General features: G+C 63.4%; 20 protein-coding genes. 16 read left to right on the top strand and 4 right to left on the bottom strand.

The annotated features are described in order from the left end of the window. Positions 1–44: 44 nt before the first annotated feature. A complete protein-coding gene (locus APH34_RS05880; protein WP_054900243.1) occupies positions 45–1,580 on the bottom strand; it encodes an HDOD domain-containing protein in 1,536 nt (511 codons plus the stop codon). A gap of 130 nt (positions 1,581–1,710) precedes the next feature. Here APH34_RS05880 and motA point away from each other — a divergent pair, with 130 nt between their 5' ends. Both motA and motB read left to right on the top strand, forming a co-directional pair. Beyond that, complete coding sequence (gene motA, locus APH34_RS05875) at positions 1,711–2,562, top strand: flagellar motor stator protein MotA (protein WP_054900242.1); 852 nt, start codon at positions 1,711–1,713, stop codon at positions 2,560–2,562. A gap of 3 nt (positions 2,563–2,565) precedes the next feature. After that, positions 2,566–3,606 carry a flagellar motor protein MotB gene (motB, locus tag APH34_RS05870; RefSeq protein WP_054900241.1) on the top strand — a complete coding sequence of 347 codons (1,041 nt, stop codon included), beginning with the start codon at positions 2,566–2,568 and terminating at the stop codon, positions 3,604–3,606. Between the two features lie 33 nt (positions 3,607–3,639). On the opposite strand, the gene APH34_RS05865 is transcribed toward motB, so the two are convergent. Both APH34_RS05865 and rsgA read right to left on the bottom strand, forming a co-directional pair. After that, the gene (locus APH34_RS05865; RefSeq protein ID WP_054900240.1) at positions 3,640–4,119 is read right to left on the bottom strand and encodes a hypothetical protein; all 480 of its coding nucleotides are present in this window, start codon (positions 4,117–4,119) and stop codon (positions 3,640–3,642) included. A 113-nt stretch (positions 4,120–4,232) separates the two neighbouring features. After that, positions 4,233–5,264 carry a small ribosomal subunit biogenesis GTPase RsgA gene (rsgA, locus tag APH34_RS05860; RefSeq protein WP_054900239.1) on the bottom strand — a complete coding sequence of 344 codons (1,032 nt, stop codon included), beginning with the start codon at positions 5,262–5,264 and terminating at the stop codon, positions 4,233–4,235. A 140-nt stretch (positions 5,265–5,404) separates the two neighbouring features. Between rsgA and orn the strand changes: the two genes are divergently transcribed. Continuing rightward, complete coding sequence (gene orn / locus APH34_RS05855) at positions 5,405–5,947, top strand: oligoribonuclease (RefSeq protein ID WP_054900238.1); 543 nt, start codon at positions 5,405–5,407, stop codon at positions 5,945–5,947. A 91-nt stretch (positions 5,948–6,038) separates the two neighbouring features. Then, complete coding sequence (locus APH34_RS05850) at positions 6,039–6,650, top strand: trimeric intracellular cation channel family protein (RefSeq protein ID WP_054900237.1); 612 nt, start codon at positions 6,039–6,041, stop codon at positions 6,648–6,650. A gap of 48 nt (positions 6,651–6,698) precedes the next feature. On the opposite strand, the gene queG is transcribed toward APH34_RS05850, so the two are convergent. Beyond that, positions 6,699–7,769, bottom strand: a complete 1,071-nt coding sequence (gene queG, locus APH34_RS05845; protein ID WP_054900236.1) for a tRNA epoxyqueuosine(34) reductase QueG — start codon at positions 7,767–7,769, stop codon at positions 6,699–6,701. Between the two features lie 64 nt (positions 7,770–7,833). Between queG and APH34_RS05840 the strand changes: the two genes are divergently transcribed. The 12 genes from APH34_RS05840 to APH34_RS05785 all read left to right on the top strand — a co-directional run bounded on the left by APH34_RS05840 (position 7,834) and on the right by APH34_RS05785 (position 22,236). Next, the gene (locus APH34_RS05840; protein WP_054900235.1) at positions 7,834–8,694 is read left to right on the top strand and encodes an NAD(P)H-hydrate dehydratase; all 861 of its coding nucleotides are present in this window, start codon (positions 7,834–7,836) and stop codon (positions 8,692–8,694) included. After that, positions 8,682–9,146, top strand: a complete 465-nt coding sequence (tsaE, locus tag APH34_RS05835) for a tRNA (adenosine(37)-N6)-threonylcarbamoyltransferase complex ATPase subunit type 1 TsaE (protein WP_054900234.1) — start codon at positions 8,682–8,684, stop codon at positions 9,144–9,146. Before APH34_RS05840 ends, tsaE begins: the two co-directional genes overlap by 13 nt. Positions 9,147–9,166: 20 nt before the next feature. Beyond that, positions 9,167–10,600: an N-acetylmuramoyl-L-alanine amidase gene (locus tag APH34_RS05830; RefSeq protein ID WP_054900233.1), complete on the top strand. Its 1,434-nt coding sequence runs from the start codon at positions 9,167–9,169 to the stop codon at positions 10,598–10,600. Next, entirely contained in the window at positions 10,597–12,495 is a 1,899-nt protein-coding gene (gene mutL / locus APH34_RS05825; RefSeq protein ID WP_054900232.1) for a DNA mismatch repair endonuclease MutL, read from the top strand. The genes APH34_RS05830 and mutL overlap by 4 nt, the downstream gene beginning before the upstream one ends. 1 nt (position 12,496) lies before the next feature. Further along, a complete protein-coding gene (gene miaA / locus APH34_RS05820) occupies positions 12,497–13,468 on the top strand; it encodes a tRNA (adenosine(37)-N6)-dimethylallyltransferase MiaA (protein ID WP_054900231.1) in 972 nt (323 codons plus the stop codon). Between the two features lie 94 nt (positions 13,469–13,562). Then, positions 13,563–13,823 (top strand): RNA chaperone Hfq, encoded by a 261-nt coding sequence (hfq, locus tag APH34_RS05815; RefSeq protein WP_003258160.1) that lies wholly within the window; start codon positions 13,563–13,565, stop codon positions 13,821–13,823. A 12-nt stretch (positions 13,824–13,835) separates the two neighbouring features. Beyond that, on the top strand, positions 13,836–15,137 hold the full coding sequence (gene hflX, locus APH34_RS05810; protein WP_054900230.1) for a ribosome rescue GTPase HflX: 1,302 nt from the start codon (positions 13,836–13,838) through the stop codon (positions 15,135–15,137). Positions 15,138–15,233: 96 nt separating this feature from the next. Next, entirely contained in the window at positions 15,234–16,412 is a 1,179-nt protein-coding gene (gene hflK, locus APH34_RS05805) for an FtsH protease activity modulator HflK (RefSeq protein ID WP_054900229.1), read from the top strand. Then, positions 16,412–17,281 (top strand): protease modulator HflC, encoded by an 870-nt coding sequence (gene hflC, locus APH34_RS05800; RefSeq protein ID WP_054900228.1) that lies wholly within the window; start codon positions 16,412–16,414, stop codon positions 17,279–17,281. Before hflK ends, hflC begins: the two co-directional genes overlap by 1 nt. A 290-nt stretch (positions 17,282–17,571) precedes the next feature. Continuing rightward, complete coding sequence (locus APH34_RS05795; protein ID WP_054900227.1) at positions 17,572–18,759, top strand: ATP phosphoribosyltransferase regulatory subunit; 1,188 nt, start codon at positions 17,572–17,574, stop codon at positions 18,757–18,759. 56 nt (positions 18,760–18,815) lie between these two features. Next, positions 18,816–20,108 (top strand): adenylosuccinate synthase, encoded by a 1,293-nt coding sequence (locus APH34_RS05790; RefSeq protein ID WP_054900226.1) that lies wholly within the window; start codon positions 18,816–18,818, stop codon positions 20,106–20,108. Between the two features lie 193 nt (positions 20,109–20,301). Further along, positions 20,302–22,236 carry a methyl-accepting chemotaxis protein gene (locus APH34_RS05785; protein WP_054900225.1) on the top strand — a complete coding sequence of 645 codons (1,935 nt, stop codon included), beginning with the start codon at positions 20,302–20,304 and terminating at the stop codon, positions 22,234–22,236.

Genomic DNA, 22,236 nt, shown 5'->3' with positions numbered 1-22,236 from the left:
CCACGGTCTCCAGTGTGGAAAGAGGGGCGATTGTAGCGCAAGGGTCAGCCATTGCGGTTGGCAAACACGGCCAGGGCACGCTCGATGCATTGCGCGGTTTTACCGAAGGCCTGCACGCTGACATCGGCCAGCGGTTTGCCGCCCTGGTCGGCCACCACCAGCATCAGCACCTGGTCATTGACCGCCAGTGAGCGCAGCAGCAGGTGCTCGCTCCGGAAGAAAGCCCGCAGGGGTGCCGGGAGCAGGGCTGCGAACTGGGCGTGGTTGTCAGGCGTCAGGCGCAGTTGCGCCGCCTGGCCCATCAGCTTCTGCAGCAGCTTGCTTTGCGGTACGGGCAGGGCCATGGCGGCAGCTTCTTTGGGCACGCCGGCAGTCTGCTGTACGCGCAGGTACTCGCTGGCCTTGTCAAAGCTCAGCAGCATGATGCGCTGCATGCCACAGGCCAGCAGGGCCTCGCGTGCCTGGGTGGCCAGGTGGACCGCGTTGGCGAATGGGCTGGGCTGGGCCAGAAGCTCCTGGCACAACGTGCGCCAGCGGCCCAGTGCCTCGCTGGAAGGTGGCGGCGGTGTCAGCATATCGGGGTGCGGGCGGCGCTGCTGCCACGGCCAGAGCAGCGCTTCTGCAGGGTGGAACAGCGCATGCCGGGCGTGGCGACGGGCGCTGGCAGCAGCCTGCTGGTGAACCTGTTGTTGCACGTCTTCCAGTGAGGTTTGCAGGTACAACGCGGTCAGCAACTGCCAGCGCAGCAGGTGCGGGTTGTCCCAGCCCACTTGAGCCGCCAGGGCCAGGTTGTTGGCCAGCAAAACGGTATTGGCCGGCTGGTTGAACCAGCGGCGCAGGCCGGGCGCCTCGTCAAGCCGGTGCTGCTGGCTCAGCAAGTCTTCGTCGCGGGCGATGCTCAGCACCTGGCCCAGTTGCTCACGTTCCTCAAGCAGTAACCGGTAGCCCTGGGTGACCCACTGCGACAGGCGCCAGTGCTCGGCCATGGTTTTGCACAGCGCCATGATGCGCACGCCAAACAGCTCAAGTTCGACTTCGGCAGCCTCTTCGCCCTTGTGGATCACTCGAAGCTCCCAGGTGTCGAGCAGCTTGGGGTAGGCCAGGGCCATTGGCCACAGGGGTGATAGGAACAGCAGGCTGCCCCAGTGGATTTCCTGCCACAACCGTGCCAGGCGGCTGGCGAACAACCCGCTGGCCTGCTGCGCGGCGTGCTGGCTGATCAGCAGAAACTGGCGCAGCACGGGCGGGATGTCGTCGTCCGGCAGGGCAGGCAAGCGGTTGAGCAGCTCCCGGGTGCGCGCCAGGCCCAGGCGATTGAGGGCAATTTCCAGGCTTTCAGCGGGTTCGGCCTGGCTGGCGTTGGCCGGGTGATTGGCTTCGCGCATCACCGACAGCACCAGGGCCGGGCTGTCCTGCATCAGTTCGGCGATGTCACGCAGGGAGCGGCGGCTATCGTTGATGGCGCTCGAGACCCGGTCATAACTCTGCTTTGGCACCGGTACGCGAATACCGTCCAGCAGCTTTACCCAGGCCTCTAGCGTACGCGGATTCTGAGTGGGCACCTTGGTTTCCATTGGCATTTTGACATCAGTCCGAACTGGCTTTTCGCTTTTAGTGGCTATAGTCTGGCGCAGATCTGCCGATAAGTAGAAGAAGAGTTTTAAAGCTCACGTTCCTCACCCTGACCACGACAGCAAGTGCTTTGAACCTATGGCTAAAATTATCGGCATCATCGTCGTATTCGCGAGCGTGCTCGGCGGGTATGTGCTCTCTCACGGCAAGATCGCGGCGCTGATCCAGCCGTTCGAAGTGCTGATCATCGGCGGTGCGGCCTTTGGCGCGTTCCTGCAGGCCAACCCTGGTTACATGACCATGCATGTAATCAAGAAGTCGCTGAAGATGTTCGGGACCCGGTTCACCCATACGTTCTATCTGGAAGTATTGGGCCTGGTATACGAGATCCTCAACAAGAGCCGTCGTGAAGGCATGATGGCCATCGAAAGCGATATTGAAGATGCCGCGGCCAGCCCGATCTTCGCCAAGTACCCTGCGGTGCTCGGTGACGAGCGCATGACGGCATTCATCTGCGACTATCTGCGCATCATGTCCACCGGCAACATGGCACCTCACGAACTCGAAGGCCTGTTCGACATGGAACTGCTGAGCATGAAGGAAGAGCTCGAGCACCCGTCCCATGCGGTCAACGGCATTGCCGACGGCATGCCAGGTTTCGGTATCGTTGCGGCGGTACTGGGTATCGTGGTGACCATGGCGTCGCTGGGTGAGGGCGACCAGAAGTCGATCGGCTTGCACGTGGGGGCCGCGCTGGTCGGTACCTTCTTCGGTATTCTTGCCGCCTATGGCTTCTTTGGTCCGCTGGCCAACGCCTTGCGCCATGACGCCAAGGAAGAAATCAACGTGTACGAGGCGATCAAGGCCTCGCTGGTGGCCTCGGCCTCCGGCATGCCACCATCGCTGGCCGTGGAATTCGGGCGCAAGGTGCTTTACCCGGCGCACCGTCCGAGCTTTGCCGAGCTGGAACAAGCGGTCCGCGGTCGCTAAGCCATGGAGAACAATCAGCCCATCATCATCAAGCGCGTCAAGCGCTTTGGCGATGGCCACCACGGTGGCGCCTGGAAGATCGCATTCGCTGACTTCGCCACGGCCATGATGGCGTTCTTCCTGGTGCTGTGGTTGCTGTCCACGGCGACCCCGGAGCAGAAGATCGCCATTGCCGGTTACTTCAAGGACCCGATCGGTTTCTCCGAGAGTGGCACGCCCTACATCATCGACCTGGGCGGTTCGCCGCAGCTGGCACCGGAAAAGACCATCAACCCGGAGCAGAAGTCCGAGCCGACGCCTGACACCAGCATCCAGCTGGACAAGGATCAGGTCGAGACCATGGCCGAACAGGTCGAGCGTGAGCGCCTCGAGTTGCTGCTGCAGGAGTTGCAGAACAAGGTTGAGGAAAACCCGCAACTGCAGAAGTTCAAGGACCAGATCCTCTTCGAGATCACCCAGGACGGCCTGCGCATCCAGATCATGGACGCGGAAAACCGGCCGATGTTCGACATCGGCAGCGCGCGTTTGCAGCCGTATTTCGAAGACATCCTGCTGGCCATGGCCGACACCATCAAGTCCGTTCCGAACAAGATCAGCATCAGTGGCCATACCGATGCCAAGCCTTATTCGGGAGCCGGCGAGTTCGGCAACTGGGAGCTGTCTGCCAACCGCGCCAACGCGGCACGCCGTGCGCTGGTCGCCGGTGGCTATCCAGACGGCCAGGTGGCGCGGGTGGTCGGTTATGCCTCGTCGTCGCTGTTCGACCGGGCGAACCCGTTCAACCCGGTCAACCGGCGTATCGACATCATCGTCCTGACCAAGAAGGCCCAACGCAACATCGAGGGCGAGCAAGGGACGCCAGAGGCTGCGCCTGCACAGCCGGATGCTCAGCCAGCAGCGCCTGAGGGGGCTGAGGGTACGGCACCCGGTGCTTCCGCCGCACCTGGCGCCGGGGATCAGCCCATGCAACCGCGTGAGTTGCGTCAGAAGCTGAACATCTTCGAAGATGGCGTGCTGAAAATGGATCAAGCCCAGGATCAGTAAGTCCTGGCGGGCCGCCCAGCGGCCCCGACCCATTCAAAACCCCCGGCGGATCTTGGCTTTCAGGTCCGCATGGAAAAAATCCGCATTGTCCCTGTCGCTGCAGCCGCCCCGCACCCCCGGCAGGGCCATGGCCCGGGCGAACGTGCATTCATCGTGATACGCCCGCACAAACAGGTCGATATGCGCCTGCTTGCGCATTACCGGCCATTTGCCCAGGCAATCGGGTAGCGCGGCGTCACTTCGGTAGTACAAACCCACCCGCCGGCAGGCCATGACCGCAGCCCCTAGCAGCCAGGCTGTCCACCAGTCCTCGGCGGCGCTTTCGGGCAGCAGGCCGATCCAATGGGTGGCGTGGTTCATGTGCTGGCAGAAGCTGCCGAAGAGGTCTTCGCTGGTCTGCCCTGCGCTGTCAAGCAGCACCAATTGCGCGGTGATCCCTTCCAGCAGCAGGCGCTCATTGAGAATAAAGGCGTCAAGCCTCTGTTCGTGGCGATAACTGATGAAAACCGGCATGGTGGTTGCCCTCCCTGATAGATGTCATGACCATCGGGGAAAGCCGCAAGCTGGACAATAGATGACGGAAAAACCGGAGCGATCCTACGTGCTCCGGTAATTTTTCCTACAAATCAGTAACTTTCTTCCGGCAGGCTGGCAATGATCGAGCGGTAGCTGTTCATGCGCTGCGGTTTGATTCGGCCGTCGTCCAGTGCCTTGAGCAGGGCGCAACCTGGCTCGCGATCATGTTTGCAGTCGCGGAAGCGGCACGTGCCGAACAGGTCTCGGAACTCGATGAAACCATCTTCCACGTCGCTACGGCTGACGTGGCCAAGGCCGAATTCACGGATACCCGGCGAGTCGATCAGGTCACCGCCATTGGGGAAATGGTAGAGGCGTGCGGTAGTGGTGGTATGCGTGCCTTGGCCTGACCATTCGGAAAGGTCGCCTACGCGCGTGCCGGCGTCAGGCAGCAGGCTGTTGACCAGGGACGACTTGCCGACGCCTGACTGGCCGACGAACACGCTGATGTGGCCGTCCAGCAGCTGTTGCAAGCGCTGCATGCCGTCACCGTGGTGCGCCGAGACCTCCAGCAGCGGGTAGCCCAGCTCGCGGTATACCTCGAGCAGGGCGTGCAGGGCCGGGCCGTTCTCGTCATCGATCAGGTCGGCCTTGTTCAGCAGCAGCAGCGGGCGGATGCCGGCGTGCTCGGCTGCGACCAGGTAGCGGTCGATCAGGTTCGGATGCGGCTCTGGGGCTGGCGCGAAGACGATCACGATCAGGTCGACGTTGGCGGCCACCGGCTTGAGCTGGCCGTGATTGTTTGGCCGGCACAGTTCGGTGCTGCGGGGCATCTGCGCGACGATCACGCCAATGCCCTGGTTGCCGGCGCGCCAGACGACGCGGTCACCAGTGACCAGGGCCGGCAGGTTGGCTCGCAGGTGGCAGCGGAACACCTGGCCTGCGGTTTCGCCGTCCTGCGCCTCGACCTCCACCTGCACACCGAAGTGGGCAATCACCAGGCCCAGTTGCTCCGGCCCCAGGTCGCCACCCTCCAGCTCGTGCAGCACATGTTGCTCGCGTTTGGCGGCGCGAGCGGCGCGCTCGTTCTGGATTTTTTCGATACGCCAGTTCTGGCGGCGATTGAGCTGGCGTTTGGCCATGTAGGTTCCGTGGTGGGCAGGATGAAAACGGCAGGCAGTTTAGCACGACGGGCAGTGGACCATTCTGGTTACCTTTGCACCGCGAATGCGCAGGCCTCTGCCGCTAGGCTACTATGACGGCCTATACGAGGAGCCCTTTCATGCACAACCCACAGAACCTGATCTGGATCGATCTGGAAATGACCGGCCTGGATCCGGACCATGACGTCATCATCGAGATGGCCACCATCGTCACCGACAGCGAACTCAATACCCTGGCCGAAGGCCCGGTGATCGCCATCCACCACAGCGACGACGTGCTGGCACGCATGGATGAATGGAATACCCGCACCCATGGCGCATCAGGGCTGACCCAGCGTGTGCGCCAGAGCAAGGTCAGCATGGCCGAGGCCGAAGCGCAGACCATCGCTTTTCTCGAGCAGTGGGTGCCCAAAGGCAAGTCGCCGATCTGCGGCAACAGCATCTGCCAGGACCGCCGCTTCCTCTATCGCCACATGCGCAACCTGGAAAACTACTTCCATTACCGCAATCTCGATGTTTCCACCTTGAAAGAGCTGGCTGCGCGCTGGGCGCCGCAGGTGCGTGACAGTTTCAAGAAGGGCAGCACCCACCTGGCGCTGGACGATATCCGCGAGTCCATTGCCGAGCTGCGCCATTACCGCGAGCACTTCATCAAGGTGTGAGCCGCAAGGGCGCAGATAAACTGCCTGCGCCCCCTTTTGGTGCCCTGGGCAACTGGTTAGACTGCGCGCCTTTCCCGCACGGACCCGCGCCATGTTGTTGATGCTCTACCTTGTCGCCATCACCGCCGAGGCCATGACCGGCGCCCTGTCAGCCGGCCGCCGCGGCATGGATTGGTTTGGTGTGGTGCTGATCGCCTGCGTCACCGCCCTGGGGGGCGGCTCGGTGCGTGACGTGCTGCTCGGCCACTACCCGCTGACCTGGGTAAAACACCCGGAGTACCTGGTGCTGACCAGCTTTGCTGCGCTGCTGACGATTTTCATCGCGCCGATGATGCGCCGCCTGCGCTCGCTGTTTCTGGTGCTCGACGCCCTGGGGTTGGTGGCCTTTACCCTGATTGGGTGTATGACTGCGCTGGAGATGGGGCAGGGCATGCTGGTGGCGTCGATCAGTGGGGTGATTACCGGGGTGTTTGGCGGAATCTTGCGGGATATTTTCTGTAACGATATTCCGTTGGTGTTCCGCCGTGAGCTGTATGCCAGCGTGTCGTTCGCGGCCGCCTGGTTCTACCTGGGGTGCGTGTATTTCAAGGTGCCGGCTGAGCAGGCCATGCTGCTGACCTTGTTTGGTGGATTTCTGGTGCGGCTTTTGGCGATCCGGTTCCATTGGGAAATGCCGAAGTTTCACTACAACGACCAGCAGTGACATAGCGCAGGCTGCTCCGTAGCAACGCCTGCAAAAAAGCCTGCGCCTTCAGGCCTGGCGCGCCTGGTGCTGCCCCAGGGCCCACTCCACATGCTCGCGCACCAGCTCCGACGGGTCCTCCCGTCGCGCTTTCAATGCCTCCAGCACCGGAATCGTCGAAGGCGCATTGCCCAGGCCCACCGCCAGGTTGCGCAGCCAGCGCTCATACCCCGCCCGCCGCAGCGGCCCACCCTCGGTCTTGCGCAAAAAGGTCTTTTCGTCCCACAGAAACATCTCGGCCAGTTCGGCATTCTCCAGGCCATGCCGCGGCTGGAAGTCGTTTTCCTGTGTTGGCCGGGCAAAGCGGTTCCAGGGGCAGACGATCTGGCAATCATCGCAACCGAACACCCGGTTGCCCATCATTGGGCGCAACTCGACGGGGATGGCGCCCTTGAGCTCGATGGTGAGGTAGGAAATGCAGCGCCTGGCGTCCAGCACGTAAGGCCCGACGAAGGCCTTGGTCGGGCAGATGTCCAGGCAGGCCTGGCAGCGCCCGCAGTGCTCGCTGGCATGGGCATCGTCCACCGGAAGCGGCAGATCGACGAACAGTTCGGCCAAGAAGAAGTAGCTGCCCGCCTTGCGATTGAGCAGCAGGGTGTTCTTGCCGATCCAGCCCAGCCCGGCCTGCTCGGCTATGGCTTTTTCCAGCACGGGCGCGCTGTCGACGAAGGCCCGGTAGCCGAACGGGCCGATGTCTTCCTGAATGCGATCGGCCAGGTGCTGTACGCGTTTGCGCACCAGCTTGTGGTAGTCCCGGCCGAGGGCATAGCGTGACACGTAGGCCTTTTCTGGTTGGGCCAGGCGTTGTGCCATCTGCGTGTCGCCAGGCAGATAGTCCATGCGTAGAGAAACCACGCGCACCGTACCGGGGATGAGCTGGTCGGGATGGGCACGTTTGCTGCCATGTGCGCTCAGGTATTCCATCTCGCCCTGGTAGCCGGCCTCAAGCCAGCGTTGCAGGTGATGTTCGTGTTCGCCAAGGTCGACCCCGGCGATGCCAACGTGGGCAAAACCGAGTTCGCGGCCCCAATCCTTGATGGACAGGGCCAGTGCGGCGAGGTCAAGTGTGCAGGCGGACATGGATGGGCAGGCAATACGGGCTCAGGTGCGTATAATTCTGCCAGACATTGGAGCCTTTGACCCCATGCCCCAGACCAAACACCCAAGCCATGCCCCGCAACTGCTCAGCAGCGTGGCCGTCGCGCACCTGCCTGCAAGGCCCGCACATGCCCATAAAGGCGACTTTGGCCATGTGCTGGTGGTGGGCGGCGACCTGGGGACCGGTGGCGCAGTGCTGCTCAGCGCCGAGGCTGCCTTACGATGCGGCGCGGGGCTGGTCAGCGTGGCGACGCGGCCCGAACACGTCGCTGCAGGCCTTACGCGCATGCCTGAGTGCATGTGCCTGGGGGTCAGTTCGGCCAACCAACTGATAGGTGTGCTGGAGCGCGCCTCGGTGCTGGTGGTCGGCCCGGGCCTGGGCCAGGCCGCCTGGGGGCGTAGCCTGTTGTCGGCGGTAGCCAATGCCGAGCGGCCACAGGTGTGGGATGCCGATGCGTTGAATCTGCTGGCGCGCACACCGCTGGCATTGCCCAGTGGCAGTATCCTCACCCCACACCCCGGGGAGGCGGCGCGGCTGCTGGGTATCTCCACCGAGGCGGTACAGGCCGACCGGCCAGGGGCGGCGCGCAAGCTGGCGCGCCGCTATGCCAGCGTCTGTGTGCTCAAAGGGGCCGGTACGCTGGTGGCCGACCCTGCGGGCCAACTGGCCTTGTGCGAGCGCGGGCACCCGGCGATGGCCGGGGCAGGCTTGGGCGATGTGCTGACCGGCGTGCTGGCGGCGCTGCTGGCACAGGGGCTGGATGCCTGGCAGGCCGCGTGTCTTGGGGTATGGCTGCATGCCTGTGCGGGCGAGCGCCTCGGCGTCAAAGGTAGAGGGCTGGCGGCCAGTGATCTGGCGCCGGTCATTCGTGAGTTGTTGGAGGAGCATTCTGCGTGTCTGGCATAACCCTGTTTCTGGCCGATGAAGCGGCCACTGTCGCATTTGGCGCAACCCTGGCCGAGGTGACCGGCGGTCACGGCGTGATCTTTCTCGAAGGCGACCTGGGCGCTGGCAAAACTACGCTGTCCAGAGGCTTGATCCGCGGCCTGGGCCATACCGGTGCAGTGAAAAGCCCCACCTTCACCGTGGTCGAGCCATACGAAATCGGTGAGGTGCGGGCCTTCCATTTCGACCTGTACCGCCTGGTCGATCCGGAGGAGTTGGAGTACATGGGCATTCGTGACTACTTCGAGGGCGACCCGCTGTGCCTGTTCGAGTGGCCACAAAAGGGGGCGGGCGTTTTGCCAAAGCCTGACCTGACCATTACCATAAGCCCCCAAGCGGGCGGACGCTCGCTGAACCTTTCGCCGCAGGGGGCTCGCGGCGAGGCCTGGTGCACTGCGCTGGCCAAACACTAAAAACAGAAAGTGGGGTAGGTATGCGCATACGCGCACTGGTCGCTGTCGTTGGGCTGCTGTTGACAGCGGTGACCGTTGACGCTCTGGCCGTCACTCAAGTCAAGAGCATGCGCCTGTGGCGCGCGCCGGACAACACGCGGCTGGTCTTTGACCTGTCTGGCCCCGTGCAGCATAGCGTCTTCACCCTCAGCGCACCCGATCGCCTGGTCATCGACATCAACGGTGCGACCCTGGCCGCGCCGCTGAACGTGTCCACGTCGAACACGCCGATCAGCAGCGTGCGCTCTGCCCAGCGTACGCCCACCGACCTGCGGGTGGTGGTCGACCTGAAGAAGTCGGTGACGCCCAAGAGCTTCACCCTGGCGCCCAATGCCCAGTACGGCAACCGCCTGGTGGTCGACCTGTACGATCAGGAGGCCGACGCCATTGCCGCGACGGCCCCTGCAACACCGCCGACGCCGGTGCAAACCCCCGCGACCACGCCGGCTGTTCCGGTGACCCCCACGCAGCCTGCGATCAAGCTGCCGCCGGTGCCCAGTGGCAAACGTGACATCGTGGTCGCCATCGATGCCGGCCACGGCGGTGAAGACCCGGGTGCCTCCGGCTCGCGCGGCCAGCACGAGAAAGACATCGTGCTGCAGATCGCCAAGGAGCTGCAGCGTCAGATCAATGGCGAGAAGGGCTACCGCGCCGAGCTGACCCGTACCGGTGACTACTTCATCCCGCTGCGCAAGCGTACCGAGATCGCGCGCAAGAAAGGCGCCGACCTGTTCATCTCCATCCACGCCGACGCCGCGCCCTCGCGTGCCGCCTTTGGCGCTTCGGTGTTCGCCCTGTCCGACCGCGGTGCCACCTCCGAGACGGCGCGCTGGCTGGCCGACACGGAAAACCGCTCTGACCTGATCGGCGGTGCCGGCAACGTCAGCCTCGACGACAAGGACCGCATGCTGGCCGGGGTGCTGCTCGACCTGTCGATGACCGCAACGCTCAGCTCCAGCCTCAATGTTGGGCAGAAGGTGCTGGGCAACATGGGGCGCGTCACCTCGCTGCACAAGCAGCGCGTGGAGCAGGCAGGCTTCATGGTGCTCAAGTCGCCTGACATCCCGTCGATCCTCGTCGAAACCGGGTTCATTTCCAATAACAATGAAGCCGCCAAGCTGGCGACTGCCAGCCACCAGCAGGCCCTGGCCCGCTCGATACATACCGGTGTGCGCCAGTACTTCCAGCAGAACCCGCCGCCCGGCACCTACATCGCCTGGCTACGCGACAGTGGCAAGATCGCCCAAGGCCCGCGTGAACATACCGTGCGCCCTGGCGAGACCCTGGCAATGCTTGCTGTGCGCTATCAGGTCAGCGTGGCCAGCCTGCGCAGTACCAACAGCCTCAAAACCGATGAGTTGAAGGTCGGCCAGCACCTGGATATCCCTGCTACCACACTGGCCTCGCAGCAATGAGCGGCGGTTCGCGCATTCAGCTGCTCAGCCCGCGGCTGGCCAACCAGATTGCCGCTGGTGAGGTGGTCGAGCGCCCAGCGTCGGTGGCCAAGGAGCTGTTGGAAAACAGCCTCGACTCCGGTGCGCGGCGCATCGATGTCGAAGTCGAGCAGGGCGGCGTCAAGCTGCTGCGGGTGCGGGATGATGGCAGCGGTATCTCCGCCGACGACCTGCCATTGGCCCTGGCCCGTCACGCCACCAGCAAGATCCGTGAGCTGGAGGACCTCGAAGGGGTGTTGAGCCTGGGCTTTCGTGGCGAGGCCCTGGCTTCCATCAGCTCGGTGGCGCGCCTGACCCTGACCTCACGCACCGCCAGCGCCCCCGAGGCGTGGCAGGTCGAGACCGAGGGCCGTGACATGACGCCTCGGGTGCAGCCTGCGGCGCACCCGGTCGGGACCTCGGTGGAAGTGCGCGACCTGTTCTTCAATACCCCGGCCCGGCGCAAGTTCCTCAAGGCCGAGAAGACCGAATTCGATCACCTGCAGGAAGTCATCCGCCGTCTGGCCCTGGCCCGCTTCGATGTTGGCTTCCACTTGCGGCACAACGGCAAGAGCATCCTTAGCCTGCACGAAGCGCACGACGAGACCGCCCGTGCACGGCGGGTCGGTGCAATCTGCGGCCCAGGCTTCATGGAGCAGGCGCTGCCGATCGATGTCGAGCGCAACGGCTTGCGTCTATGGGGTTGGGTCGGCCTGCCGACGTTCTCGCGCAGCCAGGCAGACCTGCAGTATTTCTTCGTCAACGGCCGTGCAGTGCGCGACAAGCTGGTTGCCCATGCGGTGCGCCAGGCGTATCGCGATGTGCTGTTCAATGGCCGTCACCCGACCTTTGTGCTGTTCCTTGAGCTCGAGCCCAACGGGGTCGATGTCAACGTCCACCCGACCAAGCACGAAGTGCGTTTTCGCGAAGGGCGCTCGGTTCACGACTTCCTGTATGGCACCTTGCACCGTGCCCTGGCCGATGTGCGGCCGGAAGATCAACTGGCCGCGCCCGCCACGGCCGCCGAGATCGTCCGGCCCACGGGCCAGCAGGCGGGTGAGTTCGGGCCTCAGGGCGAGATGCGCCTGGCCTCGCCGGTGCTCGAGCAGCCCCAGGCGCAGCCACATTCGATTTCCAACGGTGGCAGTGGCGCGGGTTACCAGTATCAGTACACCCCGCGCCCCGCTCAGCCGCTGCCAACGGCCGAGGCGCAGGCGGTCTATCGCGAGTTCTACAAGCCACTGAACGACGGCGTGGCCGCGCCAGCAGCGCTGCCAGAAAGCCAGGGCGACATCCCGCCGCTGGGCTATGCGCTGGCGCAGCTCAAGGGTATCTATATCCTTGCCGAGAACGCCGTCGGGCTGGTCCTTGTGGACATGCACGCTGCCCACGAGCGGATCATGTACGAGCGGCTCAAGGTGGCCATGGCCAGTGAAGGCCTCAGTGGCCAGCCGCTGCTGGTGCCTGAAACGCTGGCGATGAGCCAGCGCGAAGCCGATTGCGCCGAAGAGCACGCCCAGTGGTTCCAGCGACTGGGCTTCGAACTGCAGCGCCTAGGCCCGGAAACCCTTGCGATCCGCCAGATCCCGGCCCTGCTCAAGCAGGCCGAGGCCAATCGCCTGGTCCAGGACGTGCTGGCGGACCTGATGGAATACGGCACCAGCGACCGCATCCAGGCGCACATCAACGAGTTGCTCGGGACCATGGCCTGCCACGGCGCGGTGCGCGCCAATCGGCGCCTGACCCTCCCCGAGATGAACGCCCTGCTGCGCGACATGGAAAACACCGAACGCAGTGGCCAGTGCAACCACGGCCGGCCAACCTGGACCCAGATGGGCCTGGACGATCTGGACAAACTTTTCCTGCGCGGTCGATGACATGAGCGGCAAGCCCCCAGCGATATTCCTCATGGGCCCGACGGCGGCCGGCAAGACCGACCTGGCCATCGAGCTCACCAAAGCCCTGCCATGCGAGTTGATCAGTGTCGATTCGGCGCTGGTCTATCGCGGCATGGACATCGGCACTGCCAAGCCTTCCAGGGAAGTGCTGGCAGCCCATCCGCACCGGCTGATCGACATTCTCGACCCGGCCGAGAGCTATTCGGCCGCGCAGTTTCGTACCGACGCCCTGCAAGCCATGGCCGAGATCACGGCGCGCGGCAAGGTTCCGCTGCTGGTCGGTGGCACCATGCTCTATTACAAGGCGCTGATCGAGGGCCTGGCCGACATGCCGGCGGCCGATGCCGCAGTGCGGGCCGAGCTGGAAGCCCAGGCAGAGGCACTGGGGCTGGCCGAACTGCACCGGCAGTTGGCCGAAGTGGACCCGGTTTCGGCGGCACGCATCCACCCCAACGACCCTCAGCGTGTCATTCGCGCCCTGGAAGTCTACCGGGTAAGCGGCCAGAGCATGACAGCCCATCGCCAGCGTCAATTCGCGGAAAGTAGCGGCGCAGACGCAGGCGCTGACGGTCATTTGCCCTATACTGTCGCGAGTTTGGCGATTGCACCTACAGATCGTCACATTTTGCATCAGCGAATTGCGCTACGATTTTCGCAGATGCTGGAACAGGGCTTCATCGACGAGGTCCGATCGCTGCGAGCCAGAAGTGACTTGCACGCCGGGCTGCCGTCTATACGGGCAGTGGGGTATCGGCAGGTCTGGGATTACCTGGACGGCAAGCTGAGTGAGAATGAGATGCGTGAACGCGGTATCATTGCCACCCGGCAGCTGGCCAAGCGGCAATTCACCTGGTTGCGTGGCTGGCCCGACGTGCACTGGCTCGACAGCCTGGCCTGCGACAATCTGTCCCGCACCTTGAAATACCTGGGGACCGTCTCCATATTGAGCTGAGTCCCTGCTGATTGCCGTCTATTCTTGCGAAGGGGCGGCATAACTTATCGATTTCTTTGATTTTCTACTATTGATCCTTACAGGAGTGCGGCATATGTCAAAAGGGCATTCGCTACAAGACCCTTACTTGAACACCTTGAGAAAAGAAAAGGTCCCGGTTTCGATCTATCTGGTCAACGGGATCAAGCTGCAGGGCTCGATCGAATCGTTCGACCAGTTCGTGGTGTTGCTGAAGAACACCGTCAGCCAGATGGTCTACAAGCACGCCATTTCGACCGTGGTCCCTGCGCGTCCGGTTCGCCTGCCAAGCCCGTCCGATTCCGAACACGGCGACAGCGAGCCAGGCAACGCCTGATAGGAGCCTGCATTGTTCTTTGAGCGCCACGGTGGTGGTGAGCGGGCGTTGCTCGTTCACTTGGAAGGTCAGAACCCTGAGGCGCGCGAAGACCCGCAGGAGTTTCAGGAACTGGCATTGTCGGCAGGCGCCGACATCGTCTCGTTGGTCACAGTGGCTCGGCATCAGCCAACGGCCAAATACCTGATTGGCAGCGGCAAGGTCGAGGAATTGCGCGACCTGGTCAACGCCGAACAGGTAGACCTGGTGATTTTCAATCACACGCTTACGCCCAGTCAGGAGCGCAACCTCGAGCGTGTCTTCGAGTGTCGCGTGCTCGACCGTACCGGGCTCATCCTCGATATCTTCGCCCAACGGGCGCGTACCCATGAAGGCAAGCTGCAGGTCGAACTGGCCCAGCTCGAGCACATGAGCACGCGGCTGGTGCGCGGCTGGACTCACCTTGAGCGGCAAAAAGGCGGTATCGGCCTGCGCGGCCCAGGGGAAACTCAGCTCGAAACCGACCGCCGGCTGCTGCGGGTGCGTCTGCGCCAGATCAAGGGGCGCCTGGAGAAGGTGCGCAGCCAGCGTGAGCAGGCTCGCCGAGGCCGTCGCCGTGCGGACATTCCGTCGGTCTCGCTGGTGGGTTACACCAACGCCGGCAAGTCCACGCTGTTCAACGCCCTGACCGAATCAGAGGTTTATGCCGCCGATCAACTGTTCGCCACGCTCGACCCGACCCTGCGCCGGCTTGAGCTGAACGACCTGGGACCGATCGTGCTGGCCGACACAGTGGGCTTCATTCGCCACCTGCCGCACAAGCTGGTCGAGGCATTTCGGGCTACGCTCGAAGAGTCGAGCAACTCCGACCTGCTGCTGCATGTGATCGATGCTCATGAGCCAGAGCGCATGGAGCAGATCGAGCAGGTGCTGGCGGTATTGAGCGAGATCGGTGCCGAAGGCTTGCCGATCCTCGAGGTCTATAACAAACTCGACCTGCTCGAAGATGTCGAGCCGCAGATCCAGCGTGATGCCGACGGCAAACCGGAACGGGTCTGGGTATCGGCACGCGATGGGCGTGGCCTGGAGTTGGTCGGCCAGGCGATTGCCGAGTTGCTGGGGGATGATCTGTTTGTCGGCACCCTGTGTCTTGAGCAGCGTTTTGCCCGCTTGCGCGCGCAATTCTTTGCCCTGGGTGCCGTGCAGAGTGAAGAGCATGACGAGGAAGGGCGCAGCCTGCTGAGTGTGCGACTGCCCAGGGTCGAGTTGAATCGCCTGGTCAGCCGTGAAGGCATGGAGCCGCAAGTGTTTGTCGAGCAACACACTTTGCAATAAATGCCTGGCGAGGTCGCCGGGCAGCAGTGGCAGGCATTCTGTAGCATTGGACGGCGCGCCGTGGGCGCGTCTTTGCTTTATCAGATGGAGAGCGCTATGGCTTGGAACGAGCCGGGTGGCAACTCGAACAATCAGGATCCCTGGGGCGGTCGCCGTGGTGGCGGCGGCGGTGGCGACAAAAAAGGTCCGCCGGATCTGGACGAGGCCTTCCGCAAACTGCAGGACAGCCTGAACGGCATGTTCGGCAGTGGCAAGAAACGTGGCGGCGGTGACCGCAATGTCGGCAAGGGCGGCGGCTTCGGCCTGCTGGGCATCGGCCTGGCGGTGCTGGCTGCAATCTGGCTGTACAGCGCCGTGTACGTGGTCGACGAGCAGGAGCAGGCTGTGGTGCTGCGCTTCGGCAAGTACTATGAGACGGTCGGTCCCGGCCTGAACATCTACTTCCCGCCTATCGATCGCAAGTACATGGAAAACGTCACGCGCGAGCGTGCCTACACCAAGCAGGGCCAGATGCTCACCGAAGACGAGAACATCGTCGAAGTGCCACTGACCGTTCAGTACAAGATCACCAACCTGCAGGACTTCGTGCTCAACGTCGACCAGCCCGAGGTGAGCCTGCAGCATGCGACCGACAGCGCCCTGCGCCACGTGGTGGGTTCCACCTCGATGGACCAGGTGCTGACCGAGGGCCGTGAGCAGATGGCCGTGGATATCCGCGAACGCCTGCAGCGCTTCCTCGACAACTACCGTACCGGTATCACCGTTACACAGGTCAACGTACAGAGCGCGGCAGCCCCGCGTGAAGTGCAGGAAGCCTTCGACGACGTGATCCGTGCTCGCGAAGATGAGCAGCGTGCCCGCAACCAGGCCGAGTCCTACGCCAATGGCGTGGTGCCGGAAGCCCGTGGTCAGGCCCAGCGCATCATCGAGGACGCCAACGGTTACCGCGATGAAGTCATCGCCCGCGCCAAGGGTGAGGCAGACCGCTTCACCAAGTTGGTCGGCGAATACCGCAAGGCTCCTGACGTGACCCGTCAGCGTCTGTACCTGGAGACCATGCAAGAGGTCTACAGCAACTCGAGCAAGGTCCTGGTGGCAACCAAGGACGGGCAGAACAACCTGCTCTACCTGCCGCTGGACAAGATGATCGAAGGCAGCCGCAACACGTCCGCGCCAACCAGCAGTGTGTCGCCATCGGCTAACGATGCGGCAGCACGTGCGGCGCAGGACCTGCAACAGCAACAGCAGCAGCTGCGTACTAGGGAGAGCCGCTGATGAGCAATAAATCGCTGATCGCCCTGATCGTCGCTGTGGTGTTGGCCGTGGTGGCCTGGAACAGCTTCTACATCGTGGCCCAGACCGAACGTGCGGTACTGCTGCAGTTCGGCCGCGTAGTCCAGGCGGATGTCCAGCCGGGGCTGCACGTGAAGGTTCCTTATGTGAACCAGGTGCGCAAGTTCGATGCACGCCTGATGACCCTCGACGCCCCGACCCAGCGGTTCCTCACCCTGGAGAAGAAAGCGGTGATGGTCGACGCCTACGCCAAGTGGCGCGTCAAGGATGCCGAGCGTTTCTACACCGCCACTTCCGGCCTCAAGCAGATCGCCGACGAGCGTCTGTCGCGTCGTCTGGAAAGCGGCCTGCGTGACCAGTTCGGTAAACGTACCCTGCATGAAGTGGTTTCCGGTGAGCGTGATGCGTTGATGGCTGACATCACCGCGTCGCTAAACCGCATGGCCAACAAGGAGCTGGGTATCGAGGTGGTCGACGTCCGCGTCAAGGCCATCGACCTGCCGAAGGAAGTCAACCGCAGCGTGTTCGACCGCATGAGCACTGAGCGTGAGCGGGAAGCCCGTGAGCACCGTGCCAAGGGTAACGAGCTGGCCGAAGGTATCCGTGCCGATGCTGACCGTCAGCGCCGTGTACTGCTGGCCGAAGCCTACCGTGAAGCTGAAGAGACGCGTGGTGATGGCGACGCCCAGGCGGCTGCCATCTATGCCAAGGCCTACACCCAGGACGCTGATTTCTATGCGTTCTACCGTAGCCTGCAGGCATACCGCGAAAGCTTCTCCAGCAAGAGCGACGTGCTGGTCCTGGATCCGAAGAACGAGTTCTTCCGCTTCCTGGACAAGAGCAAGCCCTGATGCTCTGATCGGGAGCCACCCCGCCTGGCAGCTAAAACACCAGGCGGGGTGCATCCTGATTGAAAAGGGGTGTATGATGAGGCAGCCGGGAAATTTCCCGGCTTTTTTGCGTCTGCAAGGTTGATTGGCAAACCGCCGGTTGACGGTTTGGTCAGGTCGCAAGGCAATTCGAGGGTATTGGGTACGGTGGTAGCGCTGGGATCAGTGCTGCCCGCTGCTGTGCGCCAATGCCTGCTTTACTGACGGCTCGCCTGCTGGCAAGCCGCCCGGACCAGAGGGGAAATGGCGTAATGGCAACGGTAGACCGCTGGCTGCTGCCAGATGGCATCGAGGAAGTACTGCCACCTGAGGCTGCGCGCATCGAGATCGCGCGCCGTCAGGTGTTGGACCTGTTCCAGAGTTGGGGTTACGAACTGGTCGTCACCCCGCATATCGAGTACCTGGAGTCGCTGTTGACCGGCGCTGGCCAGGACCTGGATCAGCGCACCTTCAAGGTGGTCGACCCGCAGTCCGGCCGCCTGATGGGCTTCCGTGCCGACTTCACCCCGCAGGTGGCGCGAATCGACGCCCACACCCTGCGCCGTGAAGGCCCGAGCCGCCTGTGCTATGCCGGCAGCGTGCTGCACGCCCAGCCGCGTGCCCTGTCTACCTCGCGCAGCCCTATCCAACTGGGTGCCGAGCTGTACGGCGACGCTAGCCCGACCAGTGATGTCGAAGTCATCAGCCTGATGCTCGCCACCCTGCAACTGACCGATGTCGCCGATGTGCACATGGACCTCGGACACGTTGGTATTTACCGTGGCCTGGCGCGTGCCGCTGGCCTGTCGGGTGCGGTCGAGCAGCAGTTGTTCGACGCCCTGCAGCGCAAGTCGGTCGATGAAGTGCAGGCACTGACCGCAGACCTGCCAAAGGACCTGGGCAACATGCTGCGCGCCCTGGTCGAGTTGTGCGGTGGCCGCGAAGTGCTGGCTGAAGCCCGTGTGCGCTTGGGCCGTGCCCCGGCCAGCGTGCTGGCGGCGCTGGACGACCTGTTGGCGATCGCCGATCGGCTGGCCTTGCGCTACCCGCAACTGCCGTTGTACTTCGACCTCGGCGAGCTGCGTGGCTACAACTATCACACCGGCGTGGTGTTCGCCGTATTCGTTCCGGGCGAGGGTCAATCGATCGCCCAGGGCGGTCGCTACGACGACATCGGTGCCGACTTTGGCCGGGCACGCCCGGCCACCGGTTTTTCCACGGATTTGAAGACCCTGGTCACACTGGGGCGAGCGGAGGTCGTATTGCCAACTGGCGGCATCTGGATGCCTGACAGTGGCGACGCGGCCCTCTGGCAGCAGGTCTGCCAGTTGCGCACCGAGGGCCAGCGTGTGGTCCAGGCCCTGCCTGGCCAGCCGTTGAGTGCTGCTCTCGAGGCGGATTGTGATCGGCAATTGATTCAGCAAGACGGGCGCTGGCAGGTTCTGCCGCTGACCCAATGAGTTTCTGCGTCGGCAGTAGGCCGGCAACCAAGTTTGCGTGAATGAGGACCAATGTAATGGGTAAGAATGTCGTCGTCCTGGGCACCCAGTGGGGTGATGAGGGCAAAGGCAAGATCGTTGATCTGCTGACCGAACATGCTGCCGCCGTAGTGCGCTACCAGGGTGGCCACAATGCGGGCCACACCCTGGTGATCAACGGTGAAAAAACCGTTCTGCACCTGATTCCGTCCGGCATCCTGCGTGAAGGCGTACAGTGCCTGATCGGCAACGGCGTGGTCGTTGCTCCGGATGCCCTGATGCGTGAAATCACCAAGCTGGAAGAGAAGGGCGTACCGGTGCGCGAGCGCCTGCGCATCAGCCCGGCTGCTCCGCTGATCCTGTCGTACCACGTGGCCCTGGACCAGGCCCGCGAGAAGGCCCGTGGCGAAGCCAAGATCGGCACCACCGGCCGTGGTATCGGCCCAGCCTACGAAGACAAGGTTGCACGCCGTGGCCTGCGCGTTGGCGACCTGTTCCACCGTGAGCGTTTTGCCGCCAAGCTGGGTGAGCTGCTGGACTACCACAACTTCCAGTTGGTGAACTACTACAAAGAGCCGGCCATCGACTTCCAGCAGACCCTGGACGAGTGCATGGCCTACGCCGAGCAGCTCAAGCCGATGATGCTCGACGTCACCGCCGAGCTGCACAACCTGCGTCGCGCCGGCAAGGACATCATGTTCGAAGGTGCCCAGGGCTCGCTGCTGGACATCGACCACGGCACCTACCCGTACGTCACCAGCTCCAACACCACTGCCGGTGGTATCTCCACCGGTTCCGGCGTTGGCCCGATGTACCTGGACTACATCCTGGGTATCACCAAGGCCTACACCACTCGCGTAGGTTCCGGTCCGTTCCCGACCGAGCTGTTCGACGAGACCGGTGCCACCCTGGCCAAACGTGGCCACGAGTTCGGCTCCACCACTGGCCGTGCCCGTCGTTGCGGCTGGTTCGATGCCGTCATCCTGCGTCGCGCCATCGATGTCAACAGCATCTCGGGCATCTGCCTGACCAAGCTGGACGTGCTGGACGGCCTCGAGACCATCAACATCTGCGTTGGCTACAAGAACGAGAACGGCGCCGTCATCGACGCACCGTCCGATGCCGACAGCTACATCGGCCTGGAGCCGGTGTACGAAGAGATGCCAGGCTGGAGCGAGTCGACCCTGGGTGCCAAGACCCTGGAAGAGCTGCCGCAAGCTGCGCGCGCTTACATCAAGCGCATCGAGGAGCTGACAGGCGCGCCGATCGACATCATCTCCACCGGCCCGGACCGCAACGAGACCATCGTGCTGCGTCATCCGTTCGCCTGATCTGCCCTCGAGGCTGATCTGACGCCGCGGCCCTGAAAGGGGTCGCGGCGTTTTTGTTTATGGGCAGTCCTGTTCAGGAAGGTACTGCTAGACCTTGGCGTTTATCCCTGCTGTGCTCGGCACAACCCTTGCTGTAAGAAGTTTCTGTAGATGCCATCAAAATAGTGGCGCCAGAAAGCACGAGGGTTTCACCGTGTCTGCCATCCTCTCACTGTTACGAAGCCGCCTGTTACGGCCTGTGTTTGTTGCCCTTGGTATCGCCCTTTTGGTGCAGGTGCTGGTTGCCGTTGCGCTGACCCGAAGCACGGTCACCGCCCTTGAGGCCGACTTGGGCGAGCGCCTGGGCAATGACAGCCGCAAGCTTGCCGGCGAGCTGGACCAGGCAGGGCAAGATGTGCGCACAAGCCTTGAGGGGCTGTCCAGCAGCACCCGCCAGCGCCTAAGCGCAGGCCTGTCCGAGCGCTTGCACAGTGAGCAGCAACAACTGCGCACAACGCTGGAAAAGAACCTGAAGGACTCGGCCAACGACATGGCCGAATTGCTGGCTTCGGTTGCCCCGCGGGCGATCTGGGACAACGACGTGCCGATGCTCTCCGACTTCGCCCGCCGCGCCCAGCGTAACCCGAACGTCTTGTTCGTGATCTATGACGACGCCCAGGGCCAGCACCTGACCCGTTACCTGAACCGGCAGAATCCGATCAACCAGGCCTTGATCGAAAAAGGCCAGGGCGAACGTGCCTTGGACAAGGTGCTCGAGGCTGCCCGCCGCGACCCTTCGGTGTATTTCGTCGAAGCGTCGATCAGCCCCAATGGTGCCGAAATCGGCAAGGTCTTGATGGGTGTGTCTACCGCTGGAGTCGATCAGGAGCTCAAGGCGCTGGATCAGCGCTTCAACGCCTTGATCGCCAGTGGCGAACAGCTGGTAGGCGACAGCCTTGGGGCTGCCGCGGCTGACAGCGGCAAGGCCCTGCGTGAGCGCCTGGAAGCGGCGCAGAGCAGCGCCACGGCCATGCAGTCCAACACCGCCGCGACCGTGCGCGATGCCGCCGACGAACTGCGCTGGCGCATTGGCCTGGGGCTGGTGGTGGTTGGCCTGGGCGTTTTGCTGGTGGTGGCGCTGGTGCTCGGCCGTCGCGTGCTCAGCAAGCTACGTCTGCTGATTGCTGCGCTCAATGACCTGGCTGCTGGCGAAGGCGATTTGACCAAGCGCGTCAACCTCGACAGCCGTGACGAGATCGGCGACATGGCCTCGGCGGTCAACCGCTTCGTCGACAAGCTGCAGCCGATTGTCCGCGAGGCGGGCGAAGTGGCGCAGCGTACGGGCGTTGAGATTGGCACCATGGCACAGCGCAATGCCGGCGCCGATGCTGCCGCCGCACTGCAACGCGATGAAGTGGCTGCCAGCCTGCGCGACCTGTCGAGCATGGCCGATGAGGCTCAGGCGGAAAGCCATGCCATGCAGGCGGCGCTGCAGCAGGTGGTGGACATCCGTCAGGCGACCGATGAGAACAGCCGGGCTTCGACGCAACTGGCAGGCCTGATCGAGAACCTTGCAGGGCAGGTCGATACGGGGTCCCAGGTGATCGAGCGGCTGGCCAAGCAGAGTGAACAGATAGAAGTGGTGCTGACGGTGATTCACGGTATTGCCGAGCAGACCAATCTGCTGGCGCTAAACGCTGCCATTGAGGCCGCGCGTGCCGGCGAAACGGGGCGTGGGTTTGCCGTGGTGGCCGACGAGGTGCGGGCGCTGGCGAGCAAGACGCAAAGCTCCACCGGCGACATCCAGGCACACATTGCAGCCTTGCAGAAGGGCGCCAAGGAGGCCGTGACAACCATTGGTCAGGCGGGCCTGAAGGCCAGCGAAGGCCTGTTGGTGCTGCGCGATAACGAGCGTCGCCAGCAGTCGGTGCAGGCGGCGGTGGAGCAGGTGCATGCCGCGATTGGCCTGGCCACCCGGGCGGCAGAGCAGCAGGCGCAGGGCGCGCAGGCGGTACGCGGGCGGGTGCAGAACATCCATGCCCAGGCCGAACGTTCGGCTGAAGTGGTCATGCAGACCACCGCCAGCAGTAAGGTCCTCGACGACCTGGCCGCGCAGCTGCGCGCCAGCCTGGGCCAGTTCAGGGCCTGA

The sequence above is a fragment of the Pseudomonas sp. NBRC 111131 genome, assembly GCF_001320525.1.
GTDB lineage: Bacteria > Pseudomonadota > Gammaproteobacteria > Pseudomonadales > Pseudomonadaceae > Aquipseudomonas > Aquipseudomonas ceruminis.
The sequence above is the reverse complement of the archived record's forward strand: the minus strand, read 5'-3'. Positions and strand labels throughout refer to the sequence as shown.

Coding starts and splice junctions, on each gene's coding strand:
- APH34_RS05790 (WP_054900226.1), top strand. CDS start 18,816: ATGGGTAAGAATGTCGTCGTCCTGGGCACCCAGTGGGGTGATGAGGGC.
- APH34_RS05830 (WP_054900233.1), top strand. CDS start 9,167: ATGCGCATACGCGCACTGGTCGCTGTCGTTGGGCTGCTGTTGACAGCG.
- APH34_RS05865 (WP_054900240.1), bottom strand. CDS start 4,119: ATGCCGGTTTTCATCAGTTATCGCCACGAACAGAGGCTTGACGCCTTT.
- miaA (WP_054900231.1), top strand. CDS start 12,497: ATGAGCGGCAAGCCCCCAGCGATATTCCTCATGGGCCCGACGGCGGCC.
- hflC (WP_054900228.1), top strand. CDS start 16,412: ATGAGCAATAAATCGCTGATCGCCCTGATCGTCGCTGTGGTGTTGGCC.
- queG (WP_054900236.1), bottom strand. CDS start 7,769: ATGTCCGCCTGCACACTTGACCTCGCCGCACTGGCCCTGTCCATCAAG.
- APH34_RS05840 (WP_054900235.1), top strand. CDS start 7,834: ATGCCCCAGACCAAACACCCAAGCCATGCCCCGCAACTGCTCAGCAGC.
- rsgA (WP_054900239.1), bottom strand. CDS start 5,264: ATGGCCAAACGCCAGCTCAATCGCCGCCAGAACTGGCGTATCGAAAAA.
- motB (WP_054900241.1), top strand. CDS start 2,566: ATGGAGAACAATCAGCCCATCATCATCAAGCGCGTCAAGCGCTTTGGC.
- mutL (WP_054900232.1), top strand. CDS start 10,597: ATGAGCGGCGGTTCGCGCATTCAGCTGCTCAGCCCGCGGCTGGCCAAC.
- orn (WP_054900238.1), top strand. CDS start 5,405: ATGCACAACCCACAGAACCTGATCTGGATCGATCTGGAAATGACCGGC.
- motA (WP_054900242.1), top strand. CDS start 1,711: ATGGCTAAAATTATCGGCATCATCGTCGTATTCGCGAGCGTGCTCGGC.
- APH34_RS05850 (WP_054900237.1), top strand. CDS start 6,039: ATGTTGTTGATGCTCTACCTTGTCGCCATCACCGCCGAGGCCATGACC.
- hfq (WP_003258160.1), top strand. CDS start 13,563: ATGTCAAAAGGGCATTCGCTACAAGACCCTTACTTGAACACCTTGAGA.
- APH34_RS05795 (WP_054900227.1), top strand. CDS start 17,572: ATGGCAACGGTAGACCGCTGGCTGCTGCCAGATGGCATCGAGGAAGTA.
- APH34_RS05880 (WP_054900243.1), bottom strand. CDS start 1,580: ATGCCAATGGAAACCAAGGTGCCCACTCAGAATCCGCGTACGCTAGAG.
- hflK (WP_054900229.1), top strand. CDS start 15,234: ATGGCTTGGAACGAGCCGGGTGGCAACTCGAACAATCAGGATCCCTGG.